The organism is Verrucomicrobia bacterium S94 (genome assembly GCA_004299845.1).
Taxonomy (GTDB): domain Bacteria; phylum Verrucomicrobiota; class Kiritimatiellia; order Kiritimatiellales; family Pontiellaceae; genus Pontiella.
In genome coordinates, this window is record CP036201.1 from 3,490,530 (window position 1) to 3,506,076 (window position 15,547).

Annotated in this window: 10 protein-coding genes and 1 pseudogene; 7 read left to right on the top strand and 4 right to left on the bottom strand. The window is 53.3% G+C overall.

The genetic code is table 11. The features are described from left to right. Positions 1-11: 11 nt before the first annotated feature. Positions 12-1,112: a hypothetical protein gene (locus tag EGM51_15460; GenBank protein QBG48728.1), complete on the bottom strand. Its 1,101-nt coding sequence runs from the start codon at positions 1,110-1,112 to the stop codon at positions 12-14. Between the two features lie 230 nt (positions 1,113-1,342). On the opposite strand from EGM51_15460, the gene EGM51_15465 reads away from it, so the two are divergent. Genes EGM51_15465 through EGM51_15490 form a run of 6 tightly spaced genes read left to right on the top strand, consistent with a single transcriptional unit; the run spans position 1,343 to position 7,076 of the window. After that, entirely contained in the window at positions 1,343-3,313 is a 1,971-nt protein-coding gene (locus tag EGM51_15465) for a tetratricopeptide repeat protein (GenBank protein QBG48729.1), read from the top strand. Further along, positions 3,297-3,956, top strand: a complete 660-nt coding sequence (locus EGM51_15470) for a hypothetical protein (GenBank protein ID QBG48730.1) — start codon at positions 3,297-3,299, stop codon at positions 3,954-3,956. Before EGM51_15465 ends, EGM51_15470 begins: the two co-directional genes overlap by 17 nt. Beyond that, the gene (locus tag EGM51_15475; protein QBG48731.1) at positions 3,953-4,699 is read left to right on the top strand and encodes a MotA/TolQ/ExbB proton channel family protein; all 747 of its coding nucleotides are present in this window, start codon (positions 3,953-3,955) and stop codon (positions 4,697-4,699) included. Before EGM51_15470 ends, EGM51_15475 begins: the two co-directional genes overlap by 4 nt. Beyond that, a complete protein-coding gene (locus tag EGM51_15480) occupies positions 4,699-5,136 on the top strand; it encodes a biopolymer transporter ExbD (protein QBG48732.1) in 438 nt (145 codons plus the stop codon). The genes EGM51_15475 and EGM51_15480 overlap by 1 nt, the downstream gene beginning before the upstream one ends. A 17-nt stretch (positions 5,137-5,153) precedes the next feature. Continuing rightward, a complete protein-coding gene (locus tag EGM51_15485) occupies positions 5,154-5,570 on the top strand; it encodes a biopolymer transporter ExbD (protein QBG48733.1) in 417 nt (138 codons plus the stop codon). After that, on the top strand, positions 5,571-7,076 hold the full coding sequence (locus tag EGM51_15490) for a hypothetical protein (GenBank protein ID QBG48734.1): 1,506 nt from the start codon (positions 5,571-5,573) through the stop codon (positions 7,074-7,076). It begins immediately after the preceding gene. Here EGM51_15490 and EGM51_15495 read toward each other — a convergent pair. The 3 genes and pseudogenes from EGM51_15495 to EGM51_15505 form a co-directional block, all read right to left on the bottom strand. Further along, a pseudogene (locus EGM51_15495) lies at positions 7,073-8,367 on the bottom strand (NCS2 family permease). The gene EGM51_15490 and the pseudogene EGM51_15495 sit on opposite strands and share 4 nt — an antisense overlap. A gap of 20 nt (positions 8,368-8,387) precedes the next feature. Further along, complete coding sequence (locus EGM51_15500; GenBank protein QBG48735.1) at positions 8,388-9,158, bottom strand: DUF5020 family protein; 771 nt, start codon at positions 9,156-9,158, stop codon at positions 8,388-8,390. Between the two features lie 336 nt (positions 9,159-9,494). Beyond that, the gene (locus EGM51_15505; protein ID QBG48736.1) at positions 9,495-12,827 is read right to left on the bottom strand and encodes a beta-ketoacyl-ACP synthase 3; all 3,333 of its coding nucleotides are present in this window, start codon (positions 12,825-12,827) and stop codon (positions 9,495-9,497) included. 124 nt (positions 12,828-12,951) lie between these two features. Here EGM51_15505 and ptsP point away from each other — a divergent pair, with 124 nt between their 5' ends. Beyond that, positions 12,952-15,237 carry a phosphoenolpyruvate--protein phosphotransferase gene (gene ptsP, locus EGM51_15510; protein ID QBG48737.1) on the top strand — a complete coding sequence of 762 codons (2,286 nt, stop codon included), beginning with the start codon at positions 12,952-12,954 and terminating at the stop codon, positions 15,235-15,237. Positions 15,238-15,547 lie beyond the last annotated feature (310 nt).

Consider the following 15,547-nt stretch of genomic DNA (forward strand, 5'->3'; position numbering starts at 1 on the left):
TCAGCGTTTGGCTAGTGTGTATTCAGAGCGGTCTGCCATTTGATCCAGAGGGATTGCAGTTCGCCGGGGTTTTCGAGCCCGATGCCATTTACGGCAGATTTAAACAATCCTTTTCCGGATTGGCTGAATGCAGGATCTTTTTCGATAATTTTTGAGGAGAGACCGAGATTTTCAGATACCATTTTGTTTCCGGCTAAAAGATTTCTTCCTTTGATATCCATATCGGGCTCGCGGTCTTTTTCAGCAGAAAAACCTACCAGCCCCTTTTCATTGTCCGCGATAATGTTGTTTTCGACTTTCAGTTTTGCGGTATCGGCAATGGCCAGTCCGGCATGGCTGGAACGAATAATGACGTTATGCTCAATTCCCAGCTTTGAGAGGACAAAGACACTGATTCCGGTGCCGTTGTCGACGATCAGATTATTGCTGAGTTCGCCGGTTGCTGAGCGGTTTCCGATATAAAATCCTCGGTTTTTATTTTGAATCACGAGATTGGAGTCCGCCTCAATTTTGCCGCCGGTGCAGCGGATGCCGTGATACCGTGAACCGGCCACGATATTATGTTTCAGTTCAGCACTTGATCCATGGCCGATGGTGATGCCGCAATGGCCCGGATTCATGATAAGGCAGTTTTCAATGTCACCTTCGGCTCCGTTCCAGATCTGAATGGTATATTCAAAACCGTCGAACCGGCAGTTGCGGATGTTCACTTCGGATTTATCCCGGGCTGAAACGGCTCCGGGAGATGCGGTACTGTTGTCCAGAGCTTCGAAGACACAGTTTTTAATTTCAATTTCTCCATTCCGGATGAAGACGGCATAGGGGGTGTCGCTCTTTTTCGGTTTATGTGCTGTTTTATAACGAAAGGTTATTCCTTCAAGAAGTACCGGTTTATGGGTATTAATCAGAATGGCCGGTTGGTTGGATTCCACTTCGAGCACCGCATTCTCTCCTGAGAGGGTCAGGCCCTGCTTGATTTGAATCGGAGTGCGATAGGTTCCTGCCGGAATGGAAATAACGGTTCCGGGTTTTGAGGTGTCGATGGCTTCCTGAATATCAAAGTCAGCGTAGGTTGCGGTTGCGCCGAGCAGTGCGAGGTATACGTGTTTCATAATCAGGCTCCTTGTGTTGTCTTGGTGCGGGTATGGATATGATCAGGATGAACGCCGTTTTCTCCATGAGAGCCGGCAGTTTGGGCTCTCTTCAATCGTTTGATTCAGTTGTTTGTTTAATAATTTTCTATGGAATCGTAATCTGAAACAATCTACGGAATGTACTTCGAATATACAAGTCGGATAGAAACGATAATTGACCATCTTTGAAAGAATGATATTATAAAATAATGAATGTGCGACTGTTTCTGGGGATGCTGCTATCCGGCATGCTGTGCCGGGGAGAGACCTATGAGCAGTTGAGCTCGCAGCTTAAAAATGCCGTTGAAAAACAGGAGATTCACCGGTTGAAATCACAGATTGCCGGTGCTGCGATTGGGCGACTGGAAACCGGAACCCTTTCGAAGAAGGATAAGAAGAAACTGCGTGCACAGATTAAGGACTGCTGCGCTGATGTGCAGCTGGGATCTATGGATGTGTGGTACGGTGAAAGTGTTGTAACCTGGGGACGTCTGCTGCTGCTTGACGGGAAGTGGAAAGAGGCGCGTATGCAGTTGCTGGATCAGGCTGAAGTGCTGCAGAATATAGAGCGGAATCTGAAAGCCAACGCCATTCCGGTATCCTCGATCAGTCCCGTCGCCGGATGCCGGTATATACTGGGTGAAACCTATCGTGAAGAATACGAAAGGTTTCAGACCTTGGAATCGGCCGTTGAAGCTTTCCGTCATTTCTACAATGTATACATCAAATACAGTGACGGTCCCTGGGGAGAAAAGGCTCAGGCCGCTGCCGAAGCGATGCAGGCCGAACTGGAGCGACATGGTAAACAGGTGCGGATTGACCTCGGTTCGCATAAAGATTCATTTATCGCCGCTCAATTCAGACTGGGATCAAGACGAATGGCGGAGGAACGATATGCCGATGCCGTGGAAGCGATCGAAACCGCCATCAACTATTTTCCGGAGACGGTGAAATCAGTGCAGGCACTGCGTAATCTGGCGGTCTGTAAACAGGAGCTCGGGCGGCCTGATGAGGTCTATATGATTGCTGAATACTGCTGTGAACGTTTTGCTGCTGATACCAACGCTCCGATAGGGATTCTGAGTCTGGGCCGTCGTGCAGTGGATGCCGGGAATGAAGAGTTGGGCGAACAGCTGTTTCAGCTTTATCTAACCACTTTTCCGGAACATGAAAAGCGGGCCGATATTCTTTCATGGTTTGCATGGCGTGCTTATGAGGCAGAAGAGATGGAAGAGGCCATGTCTTTTTTTCAGTTGCTGGAAAGCGAACTGCGCCGTTTCGGGGAGGCCGGGGAACGACTGGAAAAAGTAGTTTACCTTCAGGCGACTATGCTGTCCGATCTGGAAAAGCTGGACGATTTTCTGGTGGAATTTCCCCGTTCGAAATGGGCGGCACAGGCCATGAGTGAAAAGGCGCAGGCTCTTTTGGTGGCGGGGGATTTTGAAGCTGCGTTTCAGACGCTGGAAACACTGGAAGAGGATTTCCCGGAAGCAGCGGCGTCAAAAAAAGCACTGGCCGGACTGATTGTTGCGGCAGTTGATGCGGGGCGTTTCAACGTTGCTGAACAGGTGCTTGGCCGGATGCTCGAAGATCAGGATGCCTATGGTCACGACGTTTATCTTGCAACGGGTGAAGGCCTGTTGTCGGCTGAACAGTTTGCGTTGGCGGAAAAGGCTTTTGCGGCAGTGCCCGATGATGAGCGTGCTGTGTTCGGTGCGGCGGCCTGTAAATTCGGTATCGCAGATTTTGAGGGAAGTTTCCGGACATTGGAAGCACTGCTCGAGGACTATCCGGACACGGGGAGATTTTATGATGCGCGGCTGATGCAGGCACGCTGTCTGGTTGAACTGGGTCGGACAAATGCAGCGGTTGCGGCCTATTCGGAAGCTGCCCGTGAAAATTATGCGGTGACGCTGGAGATGGCCGGTGTGTTAAGCGATCCGGAAGAAAAGCTGTCGGCCTATCAGCGGGTGGCGTTGCTGGCCGACCCGGAGCATGCGGAACATCAGCCGCTGATTGCTGAGAGTATTATGCAGAGTCTGCCGCTTTGCATGGAGCTGGGTAAATATGAACTGGTGCTTGACGCGTGTGACCAGTTCACTGCGCTTTTTCCGGAGCATAAGCAGAGTCAGGTTGTCAGGAAATACCGGAAGGAGGCGGAGCGTGCGCTGGCGGATTAATGTTGTTTTGCTGCTGTGCAGTTCGGTGCATGCGGCCTATGTGGTGAATAATGCCGGCCGGCAGATTAACGGGACAGAAATTTCCGCTGCGGCTGACGGCCGGATTACACTGAAGACGGCGGGAGGTCAGTTGATGGAGTTTCAGAAGGGTCAGTATAAACACGCGGTGGCGGATCGTCCAAAGGAGCTTGATATTGCGAGGCAGCTGATCGAAACGGGGCAGGGTGAAAAAGCGGTTCCTTACTTGAAGCTGGCAAAAAAGAAGTGCCGGTTTCTGAAATGGGATCAGGAGGCGGTTCAACTGCTGGCCGATTATTATTTTGCGGCAGAACAGTATGATCTCGCGGTTGAGGCGTTTCTGGAATTGGAAGATCAGTCGGTTCCGCAGAACCGACAACGTCTGCTTCAAGCGATGGTGAAAAGCGGAGAGGTGGAAAATGCGCTGCATATGCTGGACGAGGACATCCGCTCCGGTTCCCGGGCAGCTGCGGCGCAGGCTTATCTGCTGCGGGGGAAGCTGAAAGCGGGACAGGGGGATCCGGCCGGAGCGCGGCGGGACCGGCAGAAGGTGGCGATGTTTTTCAGAGCGCAGAAAGCGCTTGCTGAAGAGGCCGGAAATTTATTGAAGGAGACTGAGGAATGAAGCGGTGGATTATGGTTTTACTGATTGCCGGAAGTGCGGTTTTTGCGGAAGAGGCGGAAATCGTAAAAAGTGAAGCGGTGCAGGCGGCGGAGGCCGCGCCGGAAGAGGTTTCGGGTTTTCTGGATGTAGTGAAGGGCGGCGGGGCTTTCGGCATGGTGTTATGGATCGGGCTGGCAGGGCTTTCGCTGGCGGCCGGGTCACTGATTATCGACTCACTGCTGAATATTCAGGAAAAAAAGATTATTCCGAAAACGCTGGTTTCGCTGGTCCGTGAGGCGATTGAAGAGGGGAGTCTTAAAAAAGCGGCACAACGGTGCCGGGATGTTCCCGGCCCCTATTCCAATATTCTGCTGGCTGGATTTGAAAATGTTGAGGATGGTTTTGATGCGGCGCAGGAAGCCATTGGTATCGCGGCCGATATGGAGAGCGAGAAGATGCTGCAGCGGGTGAACTATCTGAATGTGGTGGGGAATCTTGCGCCGATGCTCGGGCTGCTGGGCACTGTGCAGGGGATGATTCTGGCTTTTGCCACGCTGGGCACGACATCGGGGGCGGCCAAAAATGCGCTGCTGGCCATTAATATTTCGCAGGCGCTTTATACGACAGCCGCCGGGCTCGTCATTGCCGTTCCGGCGATCGGGGCCTACTTCTTTTTCCGTAATCGTGCGGCCAAGGTGATTCTGACCATGGAAAGTCTGACCATGGAAGTGATGAAGGGGCTGAAGAGCCGGAAACCGGATTAATGGCGAGGCGTACGTTCCAGAAAAACAAAGCCGGCGGTATCAACATGACCCCGATGATTGATGTGGTTTTCCAGATGATTATTTTTTTCGTCTGTACCGCACAGCTCGAACGGGAACAGTTTTCGGAGTGGATTAACCTGCCCGATTCTCCGAACGCTCCGGAAATGGCACAGGAGAAGGATCCGCGTACTATCACGATTGAAGTCGATGATCAGGGAAAAATCATGATCGGGCGAACGCCGCTGTCGGTTTCCAGACTCCGGAAGATTCTGAAGAAGACGGTTGCCGACTATGGGGTGTATGGACCGTCGATTCCGATCCGGATTCGGGCGGATGCCGCGTCGCAGCATTCCAATGTCCGGAAAGTCATGGATGTGTGCACCGAATCAGGGCTCTATAAAATTGCATTTATTGCTGTCAAAGACCGTGTTGATTAATCGCGAAAGAACGCAGGATGAGAAGAACGAAGACAGGTAGATTTGCAGGAACGGAGGTCGAGGTTGAGGTGTCGATGACGCCGATGATTGATGTGGTGTTTCAGTTGCTGATCTATTTTCTGGTGACGTTCAGTGCGGCGGAGGTGCTGTCGTTTCTGGATATTTCACGGCCTGCGCCGGATGCTGCCCAGGCGCAGCCGTCTTCTGCGGATATGATCAGAATCGGGGTACGTGGCGATGGATTTGCGATCAACAGCCGCAAGGTGAGTGATGAGGAATTAAGCCGTCTGATCCGACGGCTGGCTGCAGTGAGTACACAGCAGACCGTCCTGGTGAACTGCTCTGATGAGTCGCTGCATGGCCGCCTGATCAGCGTGCTGGATCTCTGTGCTGAAAACGGGCTGACGCAGATTGCGGTGATGAGCGGAAAATAAATGAAAGATGGATTGAACAGAAAACGGGGAAAAGTGCGGATCAGCGGGGCACTGCTTTCTGTGCTGCTCCATACGGGCATCATCATTTTGCTCGTGAAGGTACTGGTTTTCCGGTCGCCGGTTGAAGAGCGGGCGATTGATGTCCGGGTGGTGGAGGAACAGGTTCGGAAGGCGGACCCCCTTGAAAAGGAGAAGCCGGTTGAAGAGCAGGCGGGCGAGGAGGAATTTCCGGAAGTATCGGAGGAGCCGGCGGAAGTGCTGCCTGAAGATGTATTGGCGGAGGATTCCATGCTGGAATCGGAGCTGGATCTGAGTGGGCTTGATGCGGTGGCGACTCTGGAAAGTCCGCTGGTGCTGAAAGGATTGATGGTGGGCCGATCGGAAGCGGGGCGGAAAAAAATGCTCCGTGAATTCGGGGGAAGATATGGCGGTCAGGTGGAGAAGGCTGTGCTTAAAGGTCTGGACTGGCTGCAGAAAAATCAGCGGGAGGACGGGGCCTGGGGCGTGGGGAACAGTCGAAGTATGACGGCGAAACAGGAGCGGGCGCGGCTGACCGGTCTGGCGTTGTTGTGCTATCTGGCGCATGGCGAAACGGGGCAGTCGGAAAGGTACGGGGAAACGGTGCGGCAGGCCATCCGGTATCTGCTCGAACAGCAGGATGAAAAGAGCGGCAGTTTTGTGCCGTTTTCAAAGACGGTGGGATCGCACGATGATATCGGGGTTTACGGGCATGCGATTTCCACGTATGCGCTTTGCGAGGCGTATGCCATGACCCGCATGCCGATGTTGAAGGAACCGGTGGAAAAGGCGGTGCAGCTGATTATCGATGGACAGCAGAAAAAAGGTGGATGGGATCACCGGTATCAGCATGAAAAGTGGAGCGATTTATCGGTCGGAGGCTGGCAGGTGCAGGCATTGAAGGCGGCGGAGGCCGCCGGGGTTCAGAAAGAAGGGATTGTTCCGGCATTGAAGAAGTCTGTGCCGTTTGTTCAGGGTATGCATGCCGGCGAGGGGAAGTTTTATTATCGGTTGGGTAACAAGATGCCGAATGGAGATCTGGATTATATGACGGGTGTGGCAGTGCTCTGTATGCAGCTGGCGGGCAGCAACGAAGTGGCGGAGGTGAAGGCCGGGCTGGACTATCTGAAAGACGTTGAGTGTACCGACTGGGATGAGGGCTGGGAGAAGACGGGAAAAAACAAAAGCTTCAATATTGCCTATGAGTGGTACTACAACACGCAGGCAATTTTTCAGAAAGGCGGTTCGAAATGGCAGAGCTGGAACAATAAATTTGCGCCGATGCTCATCAAGGCACAGGATGTTTCCGGAGCCTGGAAGCCGCCATCCGAAACGGATGAAGCGTTGACCAAAGATATCATTTACACGACTGAATTCTGCTGTCTTTCTCTGCAGGTCTACTATCGAATTCTGCCTTCCTTCAAAAAGGCCGCCCGGAATGAGCGGCCTTTTGAATTTGAAGATGATGTTAAGATTGTTGTCTATTAATGTGCCATACTGACGAAGAGGTTGATCGCAGAGAGCAGACCGACGACCCACATGACCGGAGAGATTTTTTTTAAGTCGCCGCAACAGACCGTGATCAGAATGTAGGAAAGAAATCCAACGGTCAGGCCGGTGGCGATGCTGAACGTGAGCGGCATCAGGATCATAGTCAGGAACGAAGGTACGGCCACCTTGAGGTCGGAAAAGTCGATTTCCCGGATGTTACGGAACATATAAACGCCGACGATGATCAGGGCCGGAGCGGTTGCAAAAGACGGAACAATCTTGATGAGCGGTGCCAGGAAGAGGGCCAGCAGAAAAAGGGCTCCGGTGACTACGGAGGCCAGACCGGTGCGCGCGCCGTCACCGATGCCGGACGCGGATTCGATGTAGGTTGTGGTGGTGGACGTGCCGAGTAGTGAGCCGGCAATGGTGGCTACGGCGTCGGCTTCAAGTACTTTGTCGATTTTCTGAATGGTTCCGTCGGGTTCCACATAACCCGCTTCGTAGGAGCAGGCCACGATGGTGCCGATGGAGTCGAACAGGTCGACAAACATGAAGGAGAAAATGGCACCGAGGAGTCCGAATTGCAGAGCGGCCACGATGTTGAGCTTGAAAGCAATCGGGCAATGCTCGGCGGGGCCGAGACCCATTTTTCAGGCAGGCTGACCTCACCGAACAGGGCGCCGACAATGGTTGCAAAAATGATGCCGATCAGAATGCCGCCTTTGATTTTGCGGGCTTCAAGTACGGTGATCAGCAGCAGGGCGGCCAGACCGATCAGCACCGGTTTGGTCAGCGGTCCGATGGAAACCAGCGTGGCCGGGTTGTCGACAATCAGCCCGAGGTTTTTCATGCCGATGAAAGTAATGAACAGGCCGATGCCGGCGGCGGTGGCAATCCGCAATCCGACCGGAATGGCGGTGACCACTTTTTCTCGGATGCCGACTACGGTCAGGACCAAAAAGGCGATACCGGAAATAAAGACCACGCCCAGCGCAGTCTGCCAGTCGAGGCCCTGACCCATCACCAGCGTGTAGGTGAAAAAAGCGTTAAGTCCCATGCCCGGGGCCATGGCAAACGGAACGTTTGCCCAGAGGCCGACGAGAAAGGTGCCGAGCGCCGCCGCCAGGCAGGTGACGGTGATCAGGGCGGGTTTATCCATGCCGGCTGCACTCAGAATCATAGGATTCACGAAGATGATATAGGCCATGGTCAGGAAGGTGGTTAACCCTCCGATGATTTCGGTTTTTGTATCGGTACCGTGTTCTTTGAGTTTGAAAAAGCCGGTCATGGTGTTCTCCCGTTAGACGATTAGAAGTGATACTGCACGATACCGCTGGCAGCGAATTGGTCGGTTTTGAATCCTGAGGAATCCTTGATGCCGTATTTGTTGGTCCAGTAGTCGAGTTCGGTACCGGCCAGCAGAGAGCCGGCTTCCATATTGAAAAAGACACCGATATCAAATTTGAACTGGGGGCAGACGTGCAGGTTTTTTTCATAGGCGCCGTCGCTGTTGACTACCCAGTCAATGAAGCCGTCGCAGATCAGTGAAGATTGACCCATGGGGAACGATATTTTCCAGACCGGAGTGATCTGAACAGTGTCGCCGTCGCCTGAGCCTGCAAAGCGCTGATAGACATTCAGCTGGAAAAAATCGAAGCCCGGGATATCGAGATCTACGCCGGCACCGATGAGATAATTGTCACCAAAGGCATCGCCGTTAAGCCAGCGGCCATATTCGTAGCAGGTGGCTACGAGTACATCCTTGACGAAGAGAACAGACAGGTCCTGATTCAGCATTTTGCCAAAACTGAAGCGCGGCGCAATTTCACCATAGTAGGAGGAACTGTCATCGGCACTGCTTTGGTCTCCGTTGAAATAGATAAAATCATTAAAGAAGAAGAAATCGCCGTATTTCCAGCCGTTGGCATGTTCGATGGTCAGCGTGGTCTGGTCTTCCGGATCAACTTCGAAACCGGAGCCTTCCAGTACTGTCAGACTGGTATCGGTCCATTGAATAAAATCTCCGCCGAAGGTGAGAGATGCGGTGAATGCCAGAGCGGCAGTCAGTGTACGTTTCATGTATTTGCCCCTTAAGTTTGTAACGCTGTTTTTTATCTGCGCCGTATGTTTCAGTTAACGCGGGGAACCATATGCTCATATTCGGGGTCCTCCAAAGCACATAGTAAAAAATATTATTACGGTATACCGGCATAATATTATATGCCATTACGTCGCGAAAAAGGGTGGATCGTACACCGCGATTAAAGGAGGAAAAAGCTGTCAAGCAGAGCACAAGAACTCTGAGAAACGGTGTTATTTTTTATAATACAAACTCTGCAATACAGTTCCTTCATTGTTGTCGAAGGTGTTGTATTTGCCGAGTTGGTATGCAGTCGTTCCGGGCTCTGGAAATATTCAGACTTTTTCCACCACAGCCGCACCAAAGGTGAAACCGCCGCCGAAGGCGGTCGCACCGATCTTGGCTCCTTTTTCAAGGGTCGGAACCAGTTCGCAGAGGGCAATCGGAATTGTGTTCGAAGAGGTGTTTCCATATTTGCGGATATGGTTGAACATTTTTTCCGGCGGGAATTTGATGGTTTTCCGAATGGCTTCGATAATGCGTTCGTTGGCCTGATGCGGCACCACCTTGTCGAGGGCCTCCAGCGGAATGCCACGTTCCTGACAGGCACTGTCGAGCACATCGATCATTTTACGGACCGCCAGCTTGAAGACGGTGAGCCCTTCCATTTCAATGACTTCGCCGCTGCCCATGTTCGGAACATAAAGCACTTTCTGATCGACACCGGTAGCGGAGAGGAACGGACGGTTCAGTTTTACTTCAATATTGCCCGGTCGGCGTTCGCAGCTCACCAGCGAAGCTGTCGCGGCATCGCCGAACAGGGCCATGGTTTTCTGATCATCCATGTTGACCATCGGCGAAAGCGTTTCGGCGGTGATGACGATCACCTTTTTATCCGGCGCATTGGTCAGGAAATCGAAGGCTGACTGCAGGGCATACATATAGCCCGAGCAGGCGGCATTCACATCGTGCGCCTGCATCAGCACTTCGCCTTTAGCCGGGCTGAGTGCATGCAGCACCTGACAGGCCAGTGAAGGTGTCATGGTTTTCGGGGTTCCGGTGGAGCAGATAATGGCTCCGATATCAGAAATCGTGAGGTTTTCCTTTTCCAGCAGCTGGCGGGTGGCATTCACCGCTAGGCTGAGCACATCTTCGTCGCCGTCGATCCAGTAGCGTTCTTCAATGCCGGTCCGTTTCCGAATGGCATCGGAATCCCATTCGTGGCGGCCCTGCAGCAGTTCCTCGTTGGTAATATGGCGGGAACCGAATACTTTGGTGATGTTGGAAATATAGATCGGTTTCTGTTCAATGGCCGGGGCTATGGGGGCGACCTTAGGCCCGCCCGAACTGCGCCTCCGCTCCATAACCGGTGTGCCGGGATCTTCTTTCGTGATCGGTTTGAGCTGGGCGGCTTCATCCGACGCGATGCGCAGCATCGGCGTTCCAACCGTCAGGGTATCTCCTTCTTCAACCAGCACTTCTGATATTTTTCCGGAAACCGGTGCAGAGATATCCATGGAGGCTTTATCGGCTTCGACGGAGGCAATCAGGTCGCCTTCTTTGATTTCCTCTCCTTCAGCGACCAGCAGGTCGGCGACGGTGATGGTTTCATCAGAGGGGCTTGACCCGATGGCTTTAACGGTGATGATGCCGGCTTCGTCTTCAACGGGTTTATTCCAGTGAATATCGATGTCGAGCATCTCGCAGCATTTTTCGAGCGTACGTTTGAATGACGGCAGTACCTCGATCTGGCAGGAGAAATCGTAGGGAATATAGGTGTCCGGACGGGTGATGCGGGCCACCTGTACTTCGGCACCGGCTTTTTCCGCAATTTCGGCGGCGACTTCCGCGCCCATGCCCGAGGTTTTATTGTCTTCGTGGACGACAACAAGTTTTCCGGTCTTTCGGGCCGAAGAGAGCACGGTTTCTTCATCCCACGGGAAGATGGTGCGCAAATCGATCACTTCGGCATTGATTCCGACTTCCTTCAGAGCTTCGGCGGTGCGTTCAACCACCGGCATGGAGCCGCCCCAGCTGACGAGCGTGATATCCTGGCCAACGCGGGTAACGCGGGCCTTTCCAATCGGGACATAGTGTTTATCGATGTCGGCCGAGGTGGTATTGGAGCGGTCGTTGATCAGGCTTTTCGGGAAGAGAAAAACCGACGGCCGGCCGGATTCGGCTATGGCATTCAGCAACCCGGCGGCATCCGCGGCGGTGGACGGCATAAAGACGTCAACACCGGGAATATGTGCACAGATCGATTCCATGGTCTGGGCATGATACGGCCCGAGCCCTGGCCGGTAGCCGCCGGAAATGGACATGATCAGAACCGGAGCTTCCCATTGACCATTAGTACGCCAGTACATGGCTCCGATTTCAGAAAGAATGTGGTTATACGCCACCGGCATAAAGTCGGCAAACTGCATGAAGGCCACCGGTTTTCCGCCGGCGAGGGCCTGACCGGTGGAGACACCGAGAATGGTGTTTTCCGCCAGTGCTGCGTTGCTGACCTGTTCCGGGAATGTCCGGGAAAGACCCCGGGTCAAGCCGAAAACATCGCCTTTGGGGTCTTCGATATCCTGACCGAGCAGGGTGGTTTTCCGATCGTTGGAAAGCCGGTGTTTCAGCGCCTCGCGCATGGCTTCGAGCATGCTGAGTGTTCGGTTGTCTTCGGTTCCACGATATTCCTGTCGCGGTTCCGGAAGCGGTTTTTTGGCAGTAAGATCGGCTTTCGGTGCCGTTCCGCCGCGTGCCGTCTGGAAGGCGGCATCCACCTGGATTTTTACATCATCTTCGATGGCTTTGATGGCAGCGGCATCGATGCCGTTGGCCAGCAGGTAATCGCGGAGCTTGGCGCAGGGGTCGGCATTTTCCAGCGCAGCTTTCAGTTCGGCCTCGGTACGGTAAACGGACTGGTCGTCGGCATTGGTGTGGCTTTCGAGGCGCTCAACATTCATGACGACGATCCGGGGTTCGCGGGTTTCCCGGATTTCGGAAACCGCTTGGCCGAATGTGTTGAAGGTGGCAATCGTGTCGGAGCCGTCGACCCGCTGGATCGGAAGGCCGAGGAAGGAATCGGCTTCGCCGTCCGGCAGAGAATAAAACGTGTTTCCTTTGGTCGGTGTGGAGAGGGCAAAGCGGTTGTCTTCAATCAGGAAGAGGACCGGCAGATTGGCGCGAACGGCTTCGGCCACGGCTTCATAGAAATCGCCCTGCTGGGTGGCGCCGTCGCCGACGGAAACCACCACGAAGGGATTGTCCGGCTCATTTTTAAGCATTGTTGCTGCGCCCACGGCCTGGAGCACATTGCTGCCGACGAGGGTCGGGGTGCTCATAATGTTGAGGGTCGGATCACACGGGAAGGCGGGCATACGGCGTCCGGCAGAGTTGGATTCCTCTTTCGAGAAGAGGCCGTAAAAGACGGTTTCGTAGGAAACTCCCCGGGCGTAGGCCAGTGCACGATCACGGTAATGGAGATGCAGCCAGTCGCTTTCGATCATATGCGGTGCCAGCGCGGCGGCGGCCTCGTGACCGGAGGAGGGGATGTAAAAAAAGACTTCGCCCCGCTGAGCCGCGGCGGATTGAAGCTGGTCCGTGTAGCGCGAGGCCACCATCGGGCGATAAAGTTCGAGCAGTTGTTCGACTGAAGGTGTGTTCATTTTCATGGCTTTCCAATTGAAGAAAAATATTACGAAAGGGCCCGGGCGTGGGCGAGGGTTAAATTGGATTATCTGTTACCTTTGACTATCTGCATTCCGGCGGATATGTTCCAACTTTAGGAAGTAGTTTATGCCTATGATGAAAAAAAGAAATGTAGATCTGGTTTGCGACATTGCGGAATTGATATCGCTGGCTGAGGGAGGACGCGACCGGCGTGAGCTGCTGCAGCAGGTGGTGACGTCTGTGGCGTCGCATATGCAGGCGGATGTCTGTTCGATCTATATTTATGATGAAGAGGACAAGGAGCTGACGCTGCGGGCGACGCAGGGGCTGGATGAGCGGGCCATTGGTACCGTGAAGCTGAAGCTTGGTGAGGGAATTACCGGCCGGGCGGTTCGTGAGCTACGGCCGATCTGTGTCGGAACAGCTTCGCAGAGTGATTCTTACAAATTTTTCCCGGGCATTCATGAAGAGGAGTATGAAGCCTTTCTGGCGGTTCCTATTCTGCGCGGACTGCGTCGGATCGGTGCTCTTGTGGTGCAGGCGGATGAGGCAAACTATTTCACACCGAATGATGTGAAGGCGCTGCGGGCGATTGCCGCACAACTGGCGACGATGATTGAAAATGTGCAGCTGCTCAGTGAAGCGCGTGTTGAAGCGGCTTCGCAGGAGGCGGCCGCGCCGAAAAAGGTGATTACCGATTCGCTGATCAAAGGGCGGTCGGCCAGTTCGGGAACGGCACGCGGTAGAGCCTTTCCGCTGGATTCCGGGAAAAGCGACTCCTGTGTGCTGCCTGATCCCGATGCGGAGCCGCATACGCTCGAGGATTTTGAGCTGGCGGTGGAAAAAACGGCGGAACAGATCAACCGGCTTCAGCGGCAGACCAGCGAGGAGCTGGCGGATGTGGCTGTACTTATTTTCAGTGCCCATCTGCTTATTCTGGAAGATGATCAGTTTACAGGGCGGATTAAGAACCTGATTGTAGAGGGCTGCGAGCCCGTCAAGGCCATTGCTACGGTCGTGGATGAATATGTGGCGGTTTTTTCGAAGAGCAAAATGCCGCTCATCCGCGAAAAAGTGCTCGATGTGAAGGATCTGGGGAACCGGCTGACGCGCAATCTCCTGAACGAGGAAGCCGATGAGGCCGACTATCGAGGACAGATCATTATTGCTCATGAGCTGCTGCCTTCGGACATTCTGAAGCTTTCTGCGGAAAATGTGGAAGGTTTCATTGTGAGCAGTGGGGTGACCTCGCACAATGCGATTATTTCCCGGTCGCTGGGCATTCCGATGGTGGCGATCAGTCGCGAGCAGGCCGATGCTATTCCGGATGGCGAAGAGATGCTGATGGATGCGGAGCAGGGGATTATTTATCTGCGTCCCGGCCCGGAAGTGTATGCAAAATACCGCGATCTTGATCAGGCCTGGATCGCGCTGCATGACGCGTCGGACATGAAAGATGAAACGCTGACGAAATGCGGTCAGCGCGTCAGTATTTTCGCCAATATCAACCTGCTGAGCGATCTCAAGCCGGCGCGAAAATTTAAAGTTGAAGGGGTCGGGCTCTATCGCTCCGAGTTTCCGTTTATTGTGCGGAATGATTTCCCGACGGAAGAAGAGCAGTATGTAATTTATAAAAAGCTGGTTGATCAGATGGAAGGGCGCATGGTGACCTTCCGGACTCTGGATATCGGCGGCGATAAGATGCTCTCCTATTATTCCAATGTGAACGAGGCGAATCCTTTTCTCGGGATGCGGGCCATTCGTTTTTCGCTGCAGAACAAAGATATTTTCGCGCAGCAGCTCCGTGCCTTTCTGCGGGCCGGTGCCGAAGCGGATACCCGGATCATGTTTCCGCTGGTTTCCTCGGTGGACGACTTTCTTGCGGCGCGGAATATTGCCTATGAGTGCATGAGCAGCCTGGATGCAGAGGGTGTTGCTTTTAATCCGGATACAAAATTCGGGGTTATGATGGAGCTGCCTTCTGCTGTCGAGGTGGTTGATGAGCTGGCGCAGGAAGCGGACTTTCTGTCGATTGGTTCAAACGATCTGATTCAGTATATGCTGGCGGTTGACCGGACCAATGAAATGGTTTCGAGTCTGTATCTGGCTCACCATCCCGCGATCCTGCGTGCTATCAACCGTATCGTTTCGGCGGGGCTGACACATGGAAAAGAAGTGTCCATTTGCGGAGATCTTTCGGCGGATCCGCGTATGCTGCCTTTCCTGCTTGGTGTGGGACTGCGAAAATTCAGTATTGACAGTGTCCATGCTCCAACGGTTCAGCGGCTGGTGAATGCCATGGATCTGGCTGAGGCCGAAAAGATTGCCAATGCGATGCTGAATTTTGGACGGATCAGCGAAGTAGAGGCCTTTCTGCTTGAGCAGAATCTCACCCCGGAGAACGAGGCCTGATTTCCGGTCTGTTGATCTGAGAACAATACGTGCGCCGTGGTCGGTCTGCAGGCATCGGTGCGGAACCGGGAATGCGCCTGAAGTCAGTCGGTAATCACTGTTTTATAGCCGGAATGGGGCGCTGTGTTTTTTTATGAAAATGTCGGCTTCACCTTTTATTGCTGGAGCATTGCCGCATTTGATTGTTCCGTTGGGGTCCGCCAAAAATGTTTCAATCGTCGGATAACAGTTTTTCCGAGTGTATTTGCCAACAATAATGTCGAAAAATCACATATTAAGACAGAATTGTTTTAAATTATCAAAATACAAA